Below are 16,721 nucleotides of genomic sequence, written 5' to 3'. Positions count from 1 at the left end.
CCCGGCCGCCCCGGCTGCCTATCCGGCCAGGAAGGACTTCTTCATCGTGAGTGCCTCCTCGATGATGGCGAACCCCAGGTCCTTGTTGATCTGGACCATCCACGGGTTCTGCTCGTCGTTCATGGTCTGCACCGAACGGCGTTCCGGCGCAAGGCGGGCCAGCTCCCTGAGGTTGGCGACCTTGACCGCCATGCCCAGCCGGTGGCCGCGGTGCTCAGGCAGGACGAGCGTGCCCCACTGGAAGACGACGTGGGGGTCGCCGGTGGGCACGGACAGGTCCGTGTAGGCGGCGACGACGCCCGTCTCGCGGTGGACGGCGACGGCCGTGATGACCGTGCGCCCGGTGTCGCGCTGGTGGTCGAGCATCGTCTGGTAGTCCTCGACGGTCATCGACTCGGGCTCGAACTCGACGTCGCCCGTGGGGGCGTCGAGGATGAGCCGGTTCGAGGCGTCGCACACGCCCTGGCGGAGCTCGTGCGGCACGCCGTCGACGTACACGCTCAGCTCGTAGGCGTCGCCCATCGCCTCGGCGGCGCGACGCTCGTGGTGGTCCATGACCTGCGGCTCGACCGGCAGCGGGAGCGAGCGCACGATCTCGACGCTCGACACGGAGAAACCGCGCTGCAGGGCGAACTCGCGGTCCGCGTGCGACTGACGGTCGCCGACCGGTACGAAGACCTCGGCCAGCAGCATCTCGCGCCCGGCGGCCCTGGCCCGCTCCTCCAGCCACTCGACGAGGGCCGACCCGACCCCCTGTCGGCGGTGCTGCGGGTCGACCTCGACGTGCGACCAGCACTTGTCGAGGTTGTCGCGCTCGGGGAAGAAGACGAGGGCCCAGCCGACGGGCGAACCGTCGACGACGGCGACCGCGCCCTCCTGCCGCTCCCCCGGGAACTGGAAGCGCACCATCTTGAGGAACTCCTCCTCCGTGCGCTGGATCGGTTGCACGCGGGACACGGACTCGCTGCGCGTGGCCACGCCGAAGAGCTCCTTGAGCATGACGTCGTCGTCATGGTCGAGCGGGATGATGTCCATCCCTCGACGGTGACACCGCGGCGTCCGCGGCGCCATCGATTTACCGGGCCGCGCCTCAGGTGCCGAGCTGCTCGACGAGACGGTCGGCGGCGGCATAGGGGTCGGTGCGACCGGCGAGGACGTCACGGGCCAGGGCTGCGACCCCCTCGTGTCCCCCGACGTGGCCGAGCCGGGCGCGCAGCGCCGTGAGTGCGATGGTCTCGATCTCGTCGGCCGCGCGGCGCTCGCGGCGCCGCACGAGCTCGCCGTTCTCCTCGAGGAAGGCGCGGTGCTTGTCGAGCGCGTCCATGACCTCGTCGATCCCGACCTTCTGTGCCGCAACGGTCTTCACGACCGGCGGGCGCCACAGACCCGGCTCGCTGCGGTCGCCCAGCGAGATCATGTGGCGCAGGTCGCGGACGGTCGCGTCGGCGCCGTCGCGGTCGGCCTTGTTGACGACGAACACGTCGCCGATCTCGAGGATGCCGGCCTTCGCGGCCTGGATGCCGTCACCCATGCCGGGTGCGAGCAGCACGACCGAGGTGTCGGCGAGGCCGGCGATCTCGACCTCCGACTGCCCCACGCCGACCGTCTCGACGAGGACGACGTCGCAGCCGGCCGCGTCGAGCACCCGGATGGCCTGCGGTGTGGTGAACGACAGCCCGCCGAGATGCCCACGCGAGGCCATCGACCGGATGTAGACCTCGGGGTCGAGAGCGTGGTCCTGCATGCGGACCCGGTCGCCGAGGAGCGCGCCGCCGGAAAAGGGTGAGCTCGGGTCGACGGCGAGCACGCCGATGCGCAGGCCACGCTCACGGAAGGCGCCGACGAGCGCGGTCGTCGTCGTCGACTTGCCGACACCCGGGGAGCCGGTGAGACCGATGACCCACGCGTTGCCGCTGTACGGCGCGAGCGCCGCCATCACCTCGCGGAGCGACTCGTGGCCGTCCTCGACGAGGGAGATCAGCCGGGCGACGGCACGCGGCGAACCCGCCCTGGCCGACTCGACCAGGGCGGGGACGTCGACGGATCGGCGTGCCACGCGGAGGGTGCCCGAGCGATCAGGCGGACGCGGGGACGCGGACGATTAGGGCGTCGCCCTGACCGCCGCCGCCGCAGAGTGCGGCCGCGCCGACGCCGCCACCCCGGCGCTTCAGCTCGAGCGCGAGGTGCAGGGCGATGCGGGCACCGGACATCCCGATCGGGTGGCCGAGCGCGATGGCGCCGCCGTTGACGTTGACCTTGTCGATGTCGATCCCGAGCTCCTTGGCCGAGGCGAGGCCGACGGCCGCGAAGGCCTCGTTGATCTCGACGAGGTCGAGGTCGGCCGGCGTGATGCCCTCCTTCTCGCAGGCGCGGGCGATGGCGCGGGCCGGCTGCTGCTGGAGCGTCGAGTCGGGGCCGGCGACGACGCCGTGGGCACCGATCTCGGCGAGCCAGGTGAGGCCGAGCTCCTCGGCCTTCGCCTTGCTCATGACGACGACGGCCGCTGCGCCGTCGGAGATCTGCGAGGCGGAGCCGGCGGTGATGGTGCCGTCCTTGCTGAAGGCCGGACGCAGCCCGCCGAGCGAGGCCGTCGTCGTGTCGGCGCGGATGCCCTCGTCGTTCCTGAAGACGACCGGGTCGCCCTTGCGCTGCGGGATCGAGACGCTGACGACCTCGTCGTCGAAGAGGCCGTCCTTCCACGCCTTGGCGGCGAGCTGGTGGCTGCGCGCCGAGAACTCGTCCTGCTCCTCGCGCGTGAAGGCCTGGTCGCCCGTGTTGGCCTGCTCGGTGAGCAGCCCCATGGCCTGGTCGGTGAAGGCGTCCCAGAGGCCGTCGAAGGCCATGTGGTCGCGCATCGTCACGTCGCCGTACTTGTAGCCCTCGCGCGACTTCGTCATGAGGTGCGGCGCGTTGGTCATCGACTCCTGGCCGCCGGCGACGACGACGTCGAACTCGCCGGCGCGGATCAGCTGGTCGGCCATGGCGATGGCGTTGATGCCCGAGAGGCAGACCTTGTTGATCGTCAGGGCCGGGACGGTCATCGGGATGCCGGCGGCGTGGGCGGCCTGGCGAGCCGGTATCTGGCCGGCGCCGGCCTGCAGCACCTGGCCCATGATGACGTACTCGACCTGCTCCGGGGCCACGCCCGCCTTCTCGAGAGCGCCCTTGATGGCGACGCCACCGAGGTCCGATCCGGAGAAGTCCTTGAGCGAGCCGAGCAGCCGACCCATGGGGGTCCGGGCACCGGCGACGATCACGGAGGTGGGACGGTCAGCAGTCATGGGTGAAGCCTCTTCCGACGTCATTTGGGGGTGTCCCGACAACTGTAGACGGGGCCCCGCGGGGCCCGCGAGGAGCATGACCAAGCGCACACGGCATACCCGTGCCGTCTGCCGTGACGCCGCCCTACGTTGGGAGCATGAGCGCGACTCCCGCCCCCCTCTTCACCCACATCGACCACGTCGGCATCGCCGTGCCCGACCTCGACGCCGCCATCGCCTTCTACGAGGGGACCTACGGCATGAGGTTGCTCCACGAGGAGACCAACGCGGAGCAGGGTGTCCGCGAGGCGATGATGGGCGTCGGCGACTCCGGGTCGTGCATCCAGCTGCTCGCGCCGCTCTCCCCCGAGTCGACGATCGCGAAGTTCCTCGACCGCAGCGGCCCGGGCATCCAGCAGCTCGCCTACCGCGTCACCGACATCGACGCCGTGTGCGCGACGCTGCGCGAGCGCGGCCTGCGCCTGCTCTACGACACCCCGAAGCGCGGCACGAGTGACAGCAGGGTCAACTTCATCCACCCGAAGGACGCCGGCGGGGTCCTCGTCGAGCTCGTCGAGCCCTCAGGCACCGCGCACTGACTCCCGATGTCAGCGCGGACGGCCGGCCGCGACGAGCTCCTGCACCGGCACTCCCCGCAGGCCTGCACCCCGGAGCCTCTCGAGAAGAGCCGGCAGGGCCTCGACCGTGCGTGAGCGGTCGATGTCCTGCGGGTTGGGGCCCACCACCCGCCCCCCGTCGTGGGCCAGGACGACATCCCCCCGACGAAGACCTGCACCGATCTCGTCGCCGGCGGCTCCCGGCCCGTCCCGCAGCGCCGACTCGAGGCACGTACTCCAGAAGACCGACCGGAGACCCAGGCCGCGCGTCGTGGCTGCGACCGCCCGGGACGTCCACCCACGTGGAGGGCGGACCAGCTCGGCAGCGCTGCGGTCGAAGGCCTGGACCGCAGCCGCGCCCCGGCGGAGCTGGTCGCTGACCGTGGCCTGGTCCACCCGGTCGAGCCAGAGATGGTCGTGCGTGTGGTTCGCCAGACGGTGTCCTTCCGCGACGATCCGCGCCGCAAGATCAGGATGCGCCTCGACGTTGCTGCCGACCGCGAAGAACGTCGCACGACATCCGAACTCGCGCAATCTGTCGAGCACGGCAGGGGTGTAGCGGGGATCCGGCCCGTCGTCGAAGGTCAGGGCCACCCACGGTCGCGTCGTCGCGACCCGGGTGATCCCGTGCGGGTCGACGTCGTGCCGGAGGGCCGGACTGTCGGTCTCGCGGCCCGGACCGCCGGGATGGAGCGCCTCGTCGACCCGTGGCCACGCGACGAGTGCGCACAGGCTCGCCGCGCCGAGCACGACCGACCGCCTCGACACGGTCTCGAACACGTCCCCTGACTGCACGGCGACAGTGTGACGCAGGCACCCGTGGGCGCGCAGGGTGTTGCGGTCAGGTCGCGGTCGGCTCGTTGACGTGTCGACGGGTCGAACGAGCCAGCGCCCAGGCGACGACGGCGAGCCACGGGTAGGTCGGCCACAGGGCGAGGCGCTCGAGCCCCCCGACCCACGTCGGGCTGCCGAGCCGCAGACCGAACGCGACGGCCGCCGCGAGCATGAGGCCGCCGAGAACGAGGCCCGACACGGCGACGGCCCGGGGCACGGCGCCCGACCTCCGCAGCGCCTCGGCGGTGGCGAGGACCGCGAGCGGCTGCAGGACGAAGACGGGCAGCGCCACGACGACGTGCCACCCCGGCCGGCGGTCGACCGGCGCGAGCCCGACGGCGGCCGCGAAGAGTGCCGAGACGACCCAGAGCCACACCGTCGCGAGCGCCCATCTGCCAGGACCGAGCCGGGGTCGCAGCAGGACGGCTCCCGCCGCCCGCAGGAGGCCGAAGACGACGAATGCCACGTCGAGGGCCACGTGCCCGGGCGAGCACACGTCGACGACCGCCCCCGCGTGTCCGGGGGCGCAGGTCAGCATCCCGAGCGCGCTGATCGTGTCGTCGCGGAGGCTGTACGCCGCCGAGGCGCCCGCAGCCACGAGCAGCTCGACGAGCAGGTAGCCCGGCTGCACGAGCCAGCACCCGAGACCCGCCGTCGTCCGTCGCACGCGCCGACCGTATCGGCCGCCCGCCGCACCAGCCCCGGCACCGCCGGCCCCGCGCGCGGATGGACCGGACCGTCGGACCGCCACCACGTGCGCGCCGGCGCCCGTCGACGCTCGCCGGCGACACGGCATACGACGTCGTGGCGGTCCGTCGGAGCGGCCGCCCACGTCGCATCGCCCTCGTGACCCAGGTCACCTGTGGTGGCCGTCTCAGAAGCGGCTACCCGCGGGTCACGTCTCGCTACGTTCGTTGGCACACCGCCCACGTTCGATTCACCAATGACGCTGCGACGTAAGGACCTTCAATGCAGGCCATCCGCGACGCCATCCTCTCCGGCGACCGCACCCAGGAGACCTACGCGAACATCGAGATCCCCGGGACCTACCGGGGCGCGACCGTCCACAAGGACGAGGTCGGCATGTTCGAGGGTCTCGCCACGCGCGACAAGGACCCGCGCAGGTCGCTGCACATCGACGAGGTCCCCGTGCCCGAGCTCGCGCCGGGCGAGGCGCTCGTCGCCGTCATGGCCAGTGCGATCAACTACAACACCGTCTGGACCTCGATCTTCGAGCCGGTCTCGACGTTCGGCTTCCTCGAGCGCTACGGCCGCATGTCCGAGTTCTCCAAGCGCCACGACCTGCCCTACCACGTCGTCGGCTCCGACCTCGCGGGCGTCATCCTGCGCACCGGCCCCGGCGTGACGAAGTGGAAGCCCGGCACCGAGGTCGTCGCGCACTGCCTGTCCGTCGAGCTCGAGGACGCCGAGGGCCACAACGACACGATGCTCGACCCGCAGCAGCGTATCTGGGGCTTCGAGACGAACTTCGGCGGCCTCGCCGAGCTCGCGATCGTCAAGGCCAACCAGCTCATGCCCAAGCCCGGCCACCTGACGTGGGAGGAGGCCGCCTCGCCCGGCCTCGTCAACAGCACGGCCTACCGCCAGCTCGTCTCCAAGAACGGCGCGGCGATGAAGCTCGGCGACCGCGTGCTCATCTGGGGTGCGTCGGGCGGCCTCGGCTCCTACGCCACCCAGATGGCCCTCGCGGGCGGAGCGACCCCGATCTGCGTCGTCTCCTCGCCCGAGAAGGCCGAGATCTGCCGCGCCATGGGCGCCGAGCTCATCATCGACCGCAACGCCGAGGACTTCCGCTTCTGGAACGACGAGGGCACCGAGCAGAACCCGCGCGAGTGGCAGCGCCTCGGCAAGAAGATCCGCGAGCTGACCGGCGGCTACGACGTCGACATCGTCTTCGAGCACCCCGGCCGCGAGACGTTCGGCGCGAGCGTCTACGTGGCGCGCAAGGGCGGCACCATCGTCACGTGCGCGTCGACGTCGGGCTACATGCACGAGTACGACAACCGCTACCTCTGGATGAACCTCAAGCGCATCGTCAGCTCGCACTTCGCCAACTACCGCGAGGCGTGGGAGGCCAACGAGCTGGTCAACCGCGGGCTCATCCACCCGACGCTGAGCAAGTCGTACACGCTTGACGAGGTCGGCCAGGCAGCGCTAGACGTCCACCAGAACGCCCACCAGGGCAAGGTCGGCGTGCTGACGCTCTCCCCCGAGCCCGGCCTCGGCGTCACCGACCCCGAGAAGCGCGCGGGCTTCGAGTCGGCGATCAACCGCTTCGCCAACCAGTGACCGGCGCGCACTCCGTCCCACCGACCTGCGGGACGCCTCGCGAGGTGTCCCGCGGGCTGACACGCCACGCTCGACCCGAGCCCGCACGAGCCGCCTGACGTAGGCTCGCGGGCGTGAGCATCTGGGGACGGTGGACGCGGTACCGCCGCGCCCAGCGCGCCCGGATGGACGAGTTCCGGGCCCGCGACCTGGGCTTCGACGAGCAGGCCTCGCGGGCGGCGTACGGCGGGCTCGAGCCCTCCCGCACCGATCAGCCCGATCAGCCCGATCACGCCGAGCAGCCCGAGCAGGACCTGCTCGCGAGCACCCTCCCGCTCGCCCCGTCGGACGCGGGACGGGGCACCCCGCCGCCACCCGGCGGTGACCTCCCGCCGCCCGGCCCCGTCGCGCCGGAGAAGGCGCAGGCGCCGACCGGAGGAGGCAAGCGCGGCAAGGGCGCCCGCCGCGACTTCGGTCCGAGCGGCACCCCGTTCAACCGGCAGTCGCCCTTCTACATCGGCTTCGTCGGCGCCATCGGCGTGCTGACGGCGTATGCCGTCGTGCAGGCGGTCGGCCGGCTCGGCACGGTCATCACGCTGCTCGTCATCTCCTTCTTCCTCACGCTCGCCCTCAACCCCCTCGTCGAGGCGCTGGCCCGTCGCAACCTCCGTCGCGGCTGGGCCGTCACCATCGTCTTCCTCGCCGTGCTCGCGGTCTTCGCGCTCGTCGGATGGGTCGTCATCCCGCCGGTGGCCGAGCAGGGCAGCGAGCTCGCGACGAACGCGCCGCGGCTCTTCGACAACCTCCTGGCAAACCCGTGGGTGCAGGACGTCGACCACCGCTACCAGCTCGTCCAACGCATCCAGGAGGAGGTCAGCAAGCGCGTCGCCGACGGCAACCTGTGGGCCGGCGTCTTCGGGGGCGTCCTGGACGCGGGCAAGGTCATCGCGACCGGCGTCTTCAGCGGGTTGACCGTCCTCGTCCTCACCCTCTACTTCCTTGCGTCCCTCCCGGCGGTCAAGCAGGCGGCCTACGCCCTCGTGCCGGCCACCCGGCGCCCGCGCACCGTCTCGCTCTCCGAGGAGGTGATGCGTCGGGTCGGGTCGTACGCCATCGGCCAGGTCGCCGTCGCCGCGATCAACGCCTTCTTCGCCTGGATCATGATGAGTCTCATCGGGCTCCAGTTCGCGGCGGTGCTGGCGGTGCTGGTCGGCTTCCTCGGGCTCATCCCGATGATCGGCGCGACCCTCGGGGCGACCGTCGTCGCGATCGTCGCCTTCTTCGACGAGCCCAAGAAGGCGCTCATCGTCATCATCTACTTCATCGTCTACCAGCAGATCGAGAACTACGCCGTCATGCCGCGCATCATGCAGCGGACCGTGGCGGTCCCGGGTGCCGTGACGGTCGTCGCCGCTCTCGCGGGGGGCGCCCTGCTCGGCATCCTCGGCGCGCTGCTCGCGATCCCGTTCGCCGCGGGCGCGCTGCTGCTCTACGAGGAGGTCCTCGTCCCGCGCCAGCGCCGGCACTAGGAGCCGGCGTCCCCCGAGGGCGTATGCCGTGTGCCCGGGGAGGTGTCGTGCGGTGACCTCCCGGCCGGGCTGGGGTCGCGGCCCTCGAGGGCGGTGACGACGGCGGCCATGTCGAGCGCACCGAGCCCGGCGGCCTCCGAGGCGCGGAAGAGCTCGCGGGTCGCGTCGAGCAGCGGGCTCGCTGCTCCCACGGCCCGGGCCGCCTCGGCGATGAGCCGGGTGTTCGTGTGGACGTCGCGGACCGCGGCCTGGGCCTCGAAGTCGCGCGCCACGAGCTTGGCGAGCTTGACGGCCGACACCGCGCTCGCCATCGGACCGGAGTCGAGGGCCTGCCGGAAGACGTCGAGGTCGAGGTCGAGACGGTCGGCCAGGTGGTAGGCCTCGGCCAGCCCCGCGACCATGGTGCAGAGGTAGAGGTTGACGGCGAGCTTGGTGCCCGTGCCCGCAGGGACGGACCCGCAGCGCAGGACCTCGCGACACATCGGGGCGAGCAGCGGCTCGACACGGTCGAGCACCGTCGGTCGACCGGCGGCGAGGGCGACGAGCTCCCCGCGCTCGGCCGGGATGCGTGAGCCCGAGACCGGCGCCTCGACGTAGTCGCCGCCGGCAGCCTCGACGTCACGACCCAGCCCCGCCGAGAAGCCGGGCGAGGTCGTGCCGAGGTGCACGACCGTGCGGCCCCGCACCATCCGGGTGAAGACGTCACTCCCCCGCTGCAGGACCTCGTCGACGGCGGACTCATGCGCGAGCATGAGCAGCACGACGTCGCTGGCGTCGAAGAGTGCTGCGGGCGAGCTGCGCACCACGGCACCCAGCGCTGCAAGGTCCGATGTGGGCTCCGGCGACCGGTTCCACACGGAGAGAGGGACACCCGCACGACGCAGGTTGGCTGCCATGGAGTGCCCCATGATGCCGAGACCGACGAACCCGACTCGAGCCTCCACGGCGACCTCCAGCCAGTCGTGCCTACTATGACAACCGTCATAGTAGCGGTGAATCATGACGACTGTCATAGTCGAGTCATCACCCGAGCACCGGAGGCGACATGTCAGCCAGCACCCGCGGACACCGCGAGCGCATCGTCTACGAGACCGCCCAGCACCTGCGCCGCGCCGGGGTCGGTGGCACGGGCCTGCGGCAGGTCGCCGCCGACGCCGGCGCCCCGCGTGGGTCGCTCCAGCACTACTTCCCCGGCGGCAAGGACCAGCTCGTCGGCGAGGCGCTCGGCTGGGCCGGCACCTGGGCTGCGGCACGCGTCGAGGAGCACGTCGCACGGATGCGGCGTCCGACCCCGGCGCGGCTCTTCGCGGCGATCGCCGAGGACTGGGCGGCCGACCTCGAGTCGCGTGACTACGAACGAGGCTGCCCGGTCGCCGCCGCGGTCGTCGACTGTGCGGACACCAACGCCACCGTGCGGGAGGCTGCGGTCTCGGCCCTGCAGACGTGGCAGCGCCCGATCACCGCAGCCCTCGTCGCGATGGGCCGTGGACCTCGACGGGCGCAGGCGCTCTCGACCCTCATGCTGTGCGCACTCGAGGGGGCCATCGTGCTCGCCCGAGCCCAGCACGACACCGCTCCCCTGCGCCTCGTGTCGCGCGAGCTGGCCCCCGTCCTCGACGCCTGACGCCCTCACGCCCCGACGCCCTCCACGGTTCGATGTATCCGGCGGTCACGGGTGACCGCCGGATACATCGACCGGACGAGTCGTCAGCGGTAGGCGTTGCCGGGCGGACGGGCGTCTCGGCGCTGCCAGCACCCGGTGTGCCAGTGGCGCCGGTCACCGAGCCCGCCGACGCCCTCGGCCGGCCACGCGACCACGTGCGGCAGACCCGGCGGGATGTCCTGCTGGCAGCCCGGGCACAGGTAGTCACGGGTGGCGGACGCGCCGCTCACCGAGCGCACGGTCCAGCGCGTGCCGGCATACGACTCCTCGCGCGTCGAGCCACCCTGGATCCGCGTCACGTCGAGCGGCACGTGCGCGCGCGTGTGCTTGCTGGGACGACGACGCGAGGGCATGGCTCCAGCGTAGGTGTCAGGCGTACGTGCGGAAGCCACGTCCCGTCTTGCGGCCGAGGTAGCCGGCGGTGACGAGGTGCTCGAGCAGCGGCGCCGGGGCGTAGCCACGCTCGCGGAACTCGAGGTAGAGCTCGCGCTCGATGGCGAGGGACACGTCGAGGCCGACGACGTCGAGCAGCTCGAACGGGCCCATCGGCAGGCCGCAGCCGGTCTTCATCGCGGTGTCGATGTCGTCGGCCGTCGAGTAGTTGGCCTCGAGCATCTTCACGGCGTCGTTGAGGTAGGGGAAGAGCAGGGCGTTGACGATGAAACCGGCCCGGTCGCCGCACATCACGGCGTGCTTGCCCACCGTCGCACAGAGGGCCTGCACCGTGGCGACGACGTCGTCGGCGGTCGAGACCGTGTGCACGACCTCGACGAGCCGCATCACCTGTGCCGGGTTGAAGAAGTGCATCCCGATGACGTCCTGCGGGCGCTTGGTGGCCGCCGCGCACTCGACGACGGGCAGGGAGCTCGTCGTCGTGGCGAGGATCGCGCCGGGGCGGCAGATCTCGTCGAGGTTCTCGAAGAGCGCGCGCTTGACCGTGAGGTCCTCGACGACCGCCTCGACGACGAGGTCGACCTGGGCGAGGTCCTCGAGGTGCGTCGTGCCGCGCACGTGGGCGAGCGCCGCATCGCGGTCCTGCTCGGTGGCCTTGCCGCGCTGGACGGCCTTCTCGAGGCTCCTGGCGAGGGCCGAGCGCAAGGCCTCGACCTTGGCATCGCTGCGCGCCACGAACGTCACGTCGAGGCCGGCCTTGGCGAAGACCTCGACCATGCCGGTCGCCATCGTGCCCGAGCCCACGACGCCGACCGTGCGGATCGGACGCGTCCCGGCCGCGGAGTCCGCCGGGGCCGCGGGCGTCAGCGCGTCGTCGACGACCGCCGAGCTGCCGGGCGCGGCGTACGTGTAGAAGCCGCGGCTGCTCTTGCGGCCCTTGAGCCCGGCGCTGACCATCTGCTTGATGATCGGGCTCGGGGCGTGCAGGCGGTCGCGGCCCTGCTTGTACATCGTGTCGAGGATCTCGTAGGCGGTGTCGAGGCCGATGAGGTCCATCAGGGCGAGCGGGCCCATGGGGTAGCCGCAGCCGAGCTTCATCGCGGCGTCGATGTCCTCGCGCGTGGCGTACTTGCTCTCGTACATCGCGACGGCGTGGTTGAGGTAGCCGAAGAGGAGGGCGTTGGCGATGAAGCCCGCCTTGTCGCCGACGATGACGGGCTTCTTGCCCAGCCGCTCGGCGAGCGCCTTGACGTCCTCGAAGATCTCGTCGCTCGTGATGACCGTCTTGATGACCTCGACGAACTGGAGCACGGGCGCCGGGTTGAAGAAGTGCATGCCGACGACGCGCTTGGGGTTGATCGTTGCGACCGCGATCTCGGTGACGGGCAGCGAGCTCGTGTTGGTCGCGAGGATCGCGTCGTCGGAGACGATCGCGTCGAGCCTGGCGAAGATGTCCTTCTTGAGGTCGAGGTGCTCGGGCACGGCCTCGACGACGAGCTGGCACTCCTTGAGGTCGGCCATGTCGCTCGTGAAGAGGACCCGCGCATGGAGCGCTGCCTGGTCCTCGGCAGACAGCTTGCCGCGGGAGACGGCGCGGTCGGTCGAGTGCTGCAGGACGCCCTTGCCCTTCTCGACCGCCTCGTCGGTGACCTCCACCGCGACGACGTCGATGCCGTTGCGTGCGAAGACCTCGACGATGCCGGCACCCATGGTGCCGAGTCCGATGACGCCAACCTTGGTGAACTCACGAGCCATGGGTGGAGTCTCGCAGAGGGTGTGCGCCGCCCACACCCGCCCGGGGCGTGACGCTGCCCACGCGCGCTCCTCTAGGGTGGTCCGGTGCGTCTCGTCATAGCCCGGTGCAGCGTCGACTACGACGGTCGGCTCACCGCCCACCTCCCGCTCGCGACCCGGCTCCTCGTCGTCAAGGCGGACGGGTCGGTGCTCGTCCACAGCGACGGCGGCTCCTACAAGCCGCTCAACTGGATGTCGCCGCCGTGCACGATGGCCGAGGTCGAGCCCGACGAGGGGCAGACCGCCGACGGCATCATGGCCGTCTGGCGGGTGCAGCACGCCAAGAGCGAGGACCGCCTCACGGTCCTCATCCACGAGGTCCTGCACGACTCGGACCACGAGCTCGGCGTCGACCCGGGCCTCGTCAAGGACGGTGTCGAGGCCCACCTGCAGCGCCTGCTCGCCGAGCACATCCACACCCTCGGCCACGGCTGGTCGCTCGTGCGCCGCGAGTACATGACGGCCATCGGTCCGGTCGACATCCTCGCCAGGGACTCGGCCGGCACCAGCGTCGCGGTCGAGATCAAGCGCCGCGGCGAGATCGACGGCGTCGAGCAGCTGACCCGCTACCTCGAGCTGATGAACCGCGACCCGCACCTCGCGCCCGTGACCGGCGTCTTCGCCGCCCAGCAGATCAAGCCGCAGGCGCGCACACTGGCCGAGGACCGCGGCATCCGCTGCGTCGTCCTCGACTACGACGCCCTCAAGGGCATCGACGACGCCGAGTCGCGTCTCTTCTGACCCACCGAGGGCGTATGCCGGGTGGCGGGCCCTCCGACCTGGCTCGCTCTCGCGGTCACACCCAGCGTGACCGCACCTCGGGCGCCAGCTTCTCGACGGCCAGACGCACGACGGGCCTCTTCATCTGCCCCGCGTGCTCGTCGAGGAACTCCGACACGCGCGCCGCGTCGTGGACGCCGGCGTGCTTGAGGAAGATCCCGACCGGCTTGTGCACCAAGGGATCCGGGTCGGCACAGAGCAGCGCTGCGACGTCGAAGCCCGCCTCGAGGTCGTCGGTGCCGAGGAACCCGAGGGGCGCCGTCATGGCGGTGCGCCGACGCAGCGGCTCCGGCGAGACGGCGAGGTCGTGCAGCAGGTGCTTGTCGCGACCGACGAGCCAGAGCCCGACGACCCGGGGCGCTGCACGGTCGACCATGTCCCACGTCGTGATGCGGTCGTGGTGGCCGAGGTAGGTCCGCGCCAGCGTGCCCCGCTCGTGGTGGCCGGGACGCTTGCGCCTGGCCTTGAAGTCCAGGATGCACATGGCCGCCATGCGCGGCTCGAACGCCGGATGGGCCAGCAGCCGCACGACCTCGGCCAGGGGCAGGCCCGTGTGCCGCTTCGCGACGGCGAAGAGCGTGCCCATCCGCACCCCGAAGGCCTCCTCGTCGGGCGTGAGTCGCCCCCGCACCGCGGCGAGCGCGTCCGGGGATCGCTCGGCCTCGAGCTCGGCGACGACGACGTCGGCGGTCGCCGCCACCGCCATCAGGACAGGCCCTCGATCGGCTGTCGGGTGACCCCGTCGGCGTCGACGAGGAGCAGGACCGGGTCGGTGTCGTCGCCGCCGCGCACGACGACGACGGTCTCGCCGCGGTGCCGGTCGACGAGCTCCTCGAGGCCCGACGTGCCGTCGTGCAGGTCGCCGTGGCCGAGGTGCGAGGGGACGCCGAGGTCGTCGGCCAGCGACTCGACCGGGCCGGTGTCAGGGACGTCGTCGGCGGCATACACCGCCTGGACCTTCTCGAGGTGGATCGTCGAAGCGAGCCACGGGACGTCCGTGAGCGCCGGTGGGTTGACGACGATGATGCGCGCGGCGCACTGCAGGTCGCTCATACCTGCGACGCTACGCCTGCTCAGGCGGGCGCGGACTCGAGGGGTGCAAGACCACGTGCGGCACGGATCACACCGACCATCTCGCCCATGATGTCGTTGAGCCCGAAGTCCTTCGGCGTGAAGACCATGGCCACCCCGGCAGCCCGCAGCGCCGCGGCGTCGGACTCGGGGATGATGCCGCCGACGATGACCGGCACGTCGCCGGCACCCGCCTCGCGCAGCCCCCGGAGCACCTCGGGGACGAGCTCCATGTGCGAGCCGCTGAGGATCGAGAGCCCGACGAGGTGGACGTCCTCGGCGACGGCGGCCGCGACGATCTGCTCAGGGGTGAGCCGGATGCCCTGGTAGACGACCTCGAAGCCGGCGTCGCGGGCCCGCACCGCCACCTGCTCGGCGCCGTTGCTGTGGCCGTCCAGGCCGGGCTTGCCGACGAGGATGCGCAGCTTCTCGCCGAGCTCCTCGCCGGTGCGGGCGACGAGCTCACGGACGTGGGACAGGGCGTCGCCGGGCTCGCTCGAACCGACCCCGACCGAGCCGGACACCCCGGTGGGGGCGCGGTACTCCCCGAACCGCTCGCGCAGCGCGCCCGCCCACTCCCCCGTCGTGACGTCGGCGCGGGCGCAGTCGAGCGAGGCCGCCATGAGGTTGGCGTCCGACGCCGCGTCGGTGCGCAGGCGCTCCATGGCCGCCGCGGCCCTCGCCCGGCGCTCGGGGTCGGCGTCACGGGTCTTGCGCCACTCGCGTACGGCCTCGGAGGCGTGCCGCTCCACGTCGGCGTCGACGGTCTGGATCGCCGTGTCGAGGTCGGCCGTGAGCGGGTTGGGCTCGGTGGTCTCGAAGCGGTTGAGACCCACGATCACCGCCTCGCCGGACTCGATGCGACGGCGACGCTCGGCGTGCGAGGCGACGAGCGCCGACTTCATGTAGCCGGACTCGACCGCGGCGACCGCACCGCCCAGCTCCTCGACGCGGGCCATCTCGGCCTTGGCCCCCGCGACGAGCTCGGCGACCTTGGCCTCGACGACGACCGACCCGGCGAAGAGGTCGTCGTGCTCGAGCAGGTCGGACTCGTAGGCGAGCACCTGCTGCATGCGCAGGCTCCACTGCTGGTCCCACGGCCGCGGGAGGCCGAGCGCCTCGTTCCACGCCGGCAGCTGGATCGCGCGGGCGCGCGCGTCCTTGGAGAGCGTCACGGCGAGCATCTCGAGGACGATGCGCTGCACGTTGTTCTCGGGCTGCGCCTCGGTGAGGCCCAGGCTGTTGACCTGCACGCCGTACCGGAAGCGCCGGGCCTTCGCGTCGGTGACGCCGTAGCGCTCGCGCGTCAGCTCGTCCCAGAGCTGCACGAAGGCGCGCATCTTGCACATCTCCTCGACGAAGCGCACGCCGGCGTTGACGAAGAACGAGATCCGGGCGACGACGCTCGCGAACTCCTCGGGTGGCACCTGCCCCGAGTCACGCACGGCGTCGAGCACCGCGACCGCGGTCGACATGGCGTACGCGATCTCCTGCACGGGCGTCGCCCCGGCCTCCTGCAGGTGGTAGCTGCAGATGTTGATCGGGTTCCACTTCGGGATCTCGCGCACCGTGTAGGTGATCATGTCGGTGATGAGCCGCAGAGACGGAGCGGGCGGGAAGACGTAGGTTCCCCGGGAGAGGTACTCCTTGATGATGTCGTTCTGCGTCGTGCCGGCCAGGGCGTGCACCCACGTGGCGGGGTCCTCGCCGGCGGCCTCGGCCTGGCGCTCGGCCGAGACCTGGTAGAGCGCGAGCATCCACATCGCCGTGGCGTTGATCGTCATCGAGGTGTTCATCTCGCGCAGCGGGATCGCCTCGAACAGCGCCGCCATGTCGCCGATGTGGCTGATCGGGACACCGACCTTGCCCACCTCGCCGCGCGAGAGCACGTGGTCGGGGTCGTAGCCGGTCTGGGTCGGCAGGTCGAAGGCCACGGAGAGCCCGGTCTGCCCCTTGGAGAGGTTGCGACGGTAGAGCGCGTTGCTCGCAGCGGCACTCGAGTGGCCGGCATACGTGCGCATGACCCACGGTCGGTCGGGCGTCACCCGGGCGTCCGGCTGCGGCGTGCTCTCCGTCGAAGACATGGCTCGACGGTAGCGGCGGGGTGCAGCTGCGGGGAGGCGCTCAGGCGGTGAGAGGCGCCACAGTCAGGGCGGGGTGGCGCGGGGCGAGGATGCGCTCGAGCCGGCAGCCGCGCAGCAGCCGCGTCGTGCGGTCGCTCGCGTCGACGAGCAGCAGCCGCCGGTCGGCGCGGGTGGCCCGCCGGTGGAGGTGGACGATGACGCCGAGGCCCGTGGCGTCGCCGATCTCGGCATCGCCGAGGTGCAGGCGCAGCTCGCCGGGCCCCTGGATGATGACCGCGTGGATCGCGTCGCGGATGTCGGGCACCGTGTGGACGTCGAGACGCCCCTCGATGATGACATCGTGGCCGTCGGGTGCCTCGAGCACTCTGACCGGACCCCTGCGGTGGGTGTTCAGCGTCATGTAGACC

17 protein-coding genes are annotated in these 16,721 nt (G+C 71.6%); 5 read left to right on the top strand and 12 right to left on the bottom strand.

Features of this window, described 5'->3' with window-relative positions:
• Positions 1-18 precede the first annotated feature (18 nt).
• Genes ASG96_RS09080 through ASG96_RS09070 form a run of 3 tightly spaced genes read right to left on the bottom strand, consistent with a single transcriptional unit; the run spans position 19 to position 3,281 of the window.
• Entirely contained in the window at positions 19-1,035 is a 1,017-nt protein-coding gene (locus ASG96_RS09080; protein ID WP_057587783.1) for a GNAT family N-acetyltransferase, read from the bottom strand.
• A gap of 55 nt (positions 1,036-1,090) precedes the next feature.
• Positions 1,091-2,056: a methylmalonyl Co-A mutase-associated GTPase MeaB gene (meaB, locus tag ASG96_RS09075; protein ID WP_056754640.1), complete on the bottom strand. Its 966-nt coding sequence runs from the start codon at positions 2,054-2,056 to the stop codon at positions 1,091-1,093.
• Between the two features lie 19 nt (positions 2,057-2,075).
• A complete protein-coding gene (locus tag ASG96_RS09070; RefSeq protein ID WP_057587782.1) occupies positions 2,076-3,281 on the bottom strand; it encodes an acetyl-CoA C-acetyltransferase in 1,206 nt (401 codons plus the stop codon).
• A 137-nt stretch (positions 3,282-3,418) separates the two neighbouring features.
• On the opposite strand from ASG96_RS09070, the gene mce reads away from it, so the two are divergent.
• A complete protein-coding gene (gene mce, locus ASG96_RS09065) occupies positions 3,419-3,859 on the top strand; it encodes a methylmalonyl-CoA epimerase (RefSeq protein ID WP_056753518.1) in 441 nt (146 codons plus the stop codon).
• Positions 3,860-3,868: 9 nt separating this feature from the next.
• Here the strand turns inward: mce and ASG96_RS09060 are convergent, their stop codons facing one another.
• Both ASG96_RS09060 and ASG96_RS09055 read right to left on the bottom strand, forming a co-directional pair.
• A complete protein-coding gene (locus ASG96_RS09060; protein WP_082588531.1) occupies positions 3,869-4,672 on the bottom strand; it encodes a polysaccharide deacetylase family protein in 804 nt (267 codons plus the stop codon).
• Between the two features lie 46 nt (positions 4,673-4,718).
• Positions 4,719-5,378 carry a DUF998 domain-containing protein gene (locus tag ASG96_RS09055; RefSeq protein WP_057587780.1) on the bottom strand — a complete coding sequence of 220 codons (660 nt, stop codon included), beginning with the start codon at positions 5,376-5,378 and terminating at the stop codon, positions 4,719-4,721.
• A 302-nt stretch (positions 5,379-5,680) separates the two neighbouring features.
• Between ASG96_RS09055 and ccrA the strand changes: the two genes are divergently transcribed.
• Positions 5,681-7,021 (top strand): crotonyl-CoA carboxylase/reductase, encoded by a 1,341-nt coding sequence (ccrA, locus tag ASG96_RS09050; protein ID WP_057587779.1) that lies wholly within the window; start codon positions 5,681-5,683, stop codon positions 7,019-7,021.
• A 113-nt stretch (positions 7,022-7,134) separates the two neighbouring features.
• The gene (locus ASG96_RS09045; RefSeq protein WP_235509120.1) at positions 7,135-8,529 is read left to right on the top strand and encodes an AI-2E family transporter; all 1,395 of its coding nucleotides are present in this window, start codon (positions 7,135-7,137) and stop codon (positions 8,527-8,529) included.
• Here the strand turns inward: ASG96_RS09045 and ASG96_RS09040 are convergent.
• On the bottom strand, positions 8,526-9,530 hold the full coding sequence (locus tag ASG96_RS09040; protein ID WP_082591800.1) for an NAD(P)-dependent oxidoreductase: 1,005 nt from the start codon (positions 9,528-9,530) through the stop codon (positions 8,526-8,528). The two genes, ASG96_RS09045 and ASG96_RS09040, sit on opposite strands and share 4 nt — an antisense overlap.
• 44 nt (positions 9,531-9,574) lie before the next feature.
• Between ASG96_RS09040 and ASG96_RS09035 the strand changes: the two genes are divergently transcribed.
• Positions 9,575-10,153 (top strand): TetR/AcrR family transcriptional regulator, encoded by a 579-nt coding sequence (locus ASG96_RS09035; protein WP_057587777.1) that lies wholly within the window; start codon positions 9,575-9,577, stop codon positions 10,151-10,153.
• Between the two features lie 83 nt (positions 10,154-10,236).
• Here the strand turns inward: ASG96_RS09035 and ASG96_RS09030 are convergent, their stop codons facing one another.
• A complete protein-coding gene (locus ASG96_RS09030) occupies positions 10,237-10,545 on the bottom strand; it encodes a hypothetical protein (RefSeq protein ID WP_057587776.1) in 309 nt (102 codons plus the stop codon).
• 16 nt (positions 10,546-10,561) lie between these two features.
• Positions 10,562-12,340 carry a 3-hydroxyacyl-CoA dehydrogenase family protein gene (locus ASG96_RS09025; RefSeq protein ID WP_057587775.1) on the bottom strand — a complete coding sequence of 593 codons (1,779 nt, stop codon included), beginning with the start codon at positions 12,338-12,340 and terminating at the stop codon, positions 10,562-10,564.
• Between the two features lie 84 nt (positions 12,341-12,424).
• Between ASG96_RS09025 and nucS the strand changes: the two genes are divergently transcribed.
• Positions 12,425-13,120 carry an endonuclease NucS gene (gene nucS, locus ASG96_RS09020; protein WP_057587774.1) on the top strand — a complete coding sequence of 232 codons (696 nt, stop codon included), beginning with the start codon at positions 12,425-12,427 and terminating at the stop codon, positions 13,118-13,120.
• Positions 13,121-13,175: 55 nt separating this feature from the next.
• Here the strand turns inward: nucS and ASG96_RS09015 are convergent, their stop codons facing one another.
• From ASG96_RS09015 to ASG96_RS09000, 4 genes are all read right to left on the bottom strand, one after another.
• A complete protein-coding gene (locus ASG96_RS09015) occupies positions 13,176-13,859 on the bottom strand; it encodes a DNA alkylation repair protein (RefSeq protein WP_235509119.1) in 684 nt (227 codons plus the stop codon).
• Positions 13,860-13,864: 5 nt separating this feature from the next.
• Positions 13,865-14,212 carry a hypothetical protein gene (locus ASG96_RS09010; RefSeq protein WP_056753493.1) on the bottom strand — a complete coding sequence of 116 codons (348 nt, stop codon included), beginning with the start codon at positions 14,210-14,212 and terminating at the stop codon, positions 13,865-13,867.
• Between the two features lie 20 nt (positions 14,213-14,232).
• The gene (locus ASG96_RS09005) at positions 14,233-16,251 is read right to left on the bottom strand and encodes a protein meaA (RefSeq protein WP_057588374.1); all 2,019 of its coding nucleotides are present in this window, start codon (positions 16,249-16,251) and stop codon (positions 14,233-14,235) included.
• Positions 16,252-16,354: 103 nt separating this feature from the next.
• A complete protein-coding gene (locus tag ASG96_RS09000; protein WP_056753491.1) occupies positions 16,355-16,714 on the bottom strand; it encodes an STAS domain-containing protein in 360 nt (119 codons plus the stop codon).
• Positions 16,715-16,721: the final 7 nt, after the last annotated feature.

Source organism: Terrabacter sp. Soil810, assembly GCF_001429645.1.
In the GTDB taxonomy this organism is placed as follows: domain Bacteria; phylum Actinomycetota; class Actinomycetes; order Actinomycetales; family Dermatophilaceae; genus Terrabacter.
Note: the sequence above shows the minus strand (reverse complement) of the source record. Positions and strands in the feature narration are given on the sequence as shown.

Bases quoted from the DNA above. Each gene is read 5' to 3' on its own strand.
- ASG96_RS09070 (WP_057587782.1), bottom strand. From the start codon at position 3,281: ATGACTGCTGACCGTCCCACCTCCGTGATCGTCGCCGGTGCCCGGACC.
- ASG96_RS09010 (WP_056753493.1), bottom strand. From the start codon at position 14,212: ATGAGCGACCTGCAGTGCGCCGCGCGCATCATCGTCGTCAACCCACCG.
- ASG96_RS09025 (WP_057587775.1), bottom strand. From the start codon at position 12,340: ATGGCTCGTGAGTTCACCAAGGTTGGCGTCATCGGACTCGGCACCATG.
- ASG96_RS09000 (WP_056753491.1), bottom strand. From the start codon at position 16,714: ATGACGCTGAACACCCACCGCAGGGGTCCGGTCAGAGTGCTCGAGGCA.
- ASG96_RS09080 (WP_057587783.1), bottom strand. From the start codon at position 1,035: ATGGACATCATCCCGCTCGACCATGACGACGACGTCATGCTCAAGGAG.
- ASG96_RS09040 (WP_082591800.1), bottom strand. From the start codon at position 9,530: ATGATTCACCGCTACTATGACGGTTGTCATAGTAGGCACGACTGGCTG.
- ASG96_RS09035 (WP_057587777.1), top strand. From the start codon at position 9,575: ATGTCAGCCAGCACCCGCGGACACCGCGAGCGCATCGTCTACGAGACC.
- ccrA (WP_057587779.1), top strand. From the start codon at position 5,681: ATGCAGGCCATCCGCGACGCCATCCTCTCCGGCGACCGCACCCAGGAG.
- mce (WP_056753518.1), top strand. From the start codon at position 3,419: ATGAGCGCGACTCCCGCCCCCCTCTTCACCCACATCGACCACGTCGGC.
- ASG96_RS09030 (WP_057587776.1), bottom strand. From the start codon at position 10,545: ATGCCCTCGCGTCGTCGTCCCAGCAAGCACACGCGCGCGCACGTGCCG.
- ASG96_RS09005 (WP_057588374.1), bottom strand. From the start codon at position 16,251: ATGCGCACGTATGCCGGCCACTCGAGTGCCGCTGCGAGCAACGCGCTC.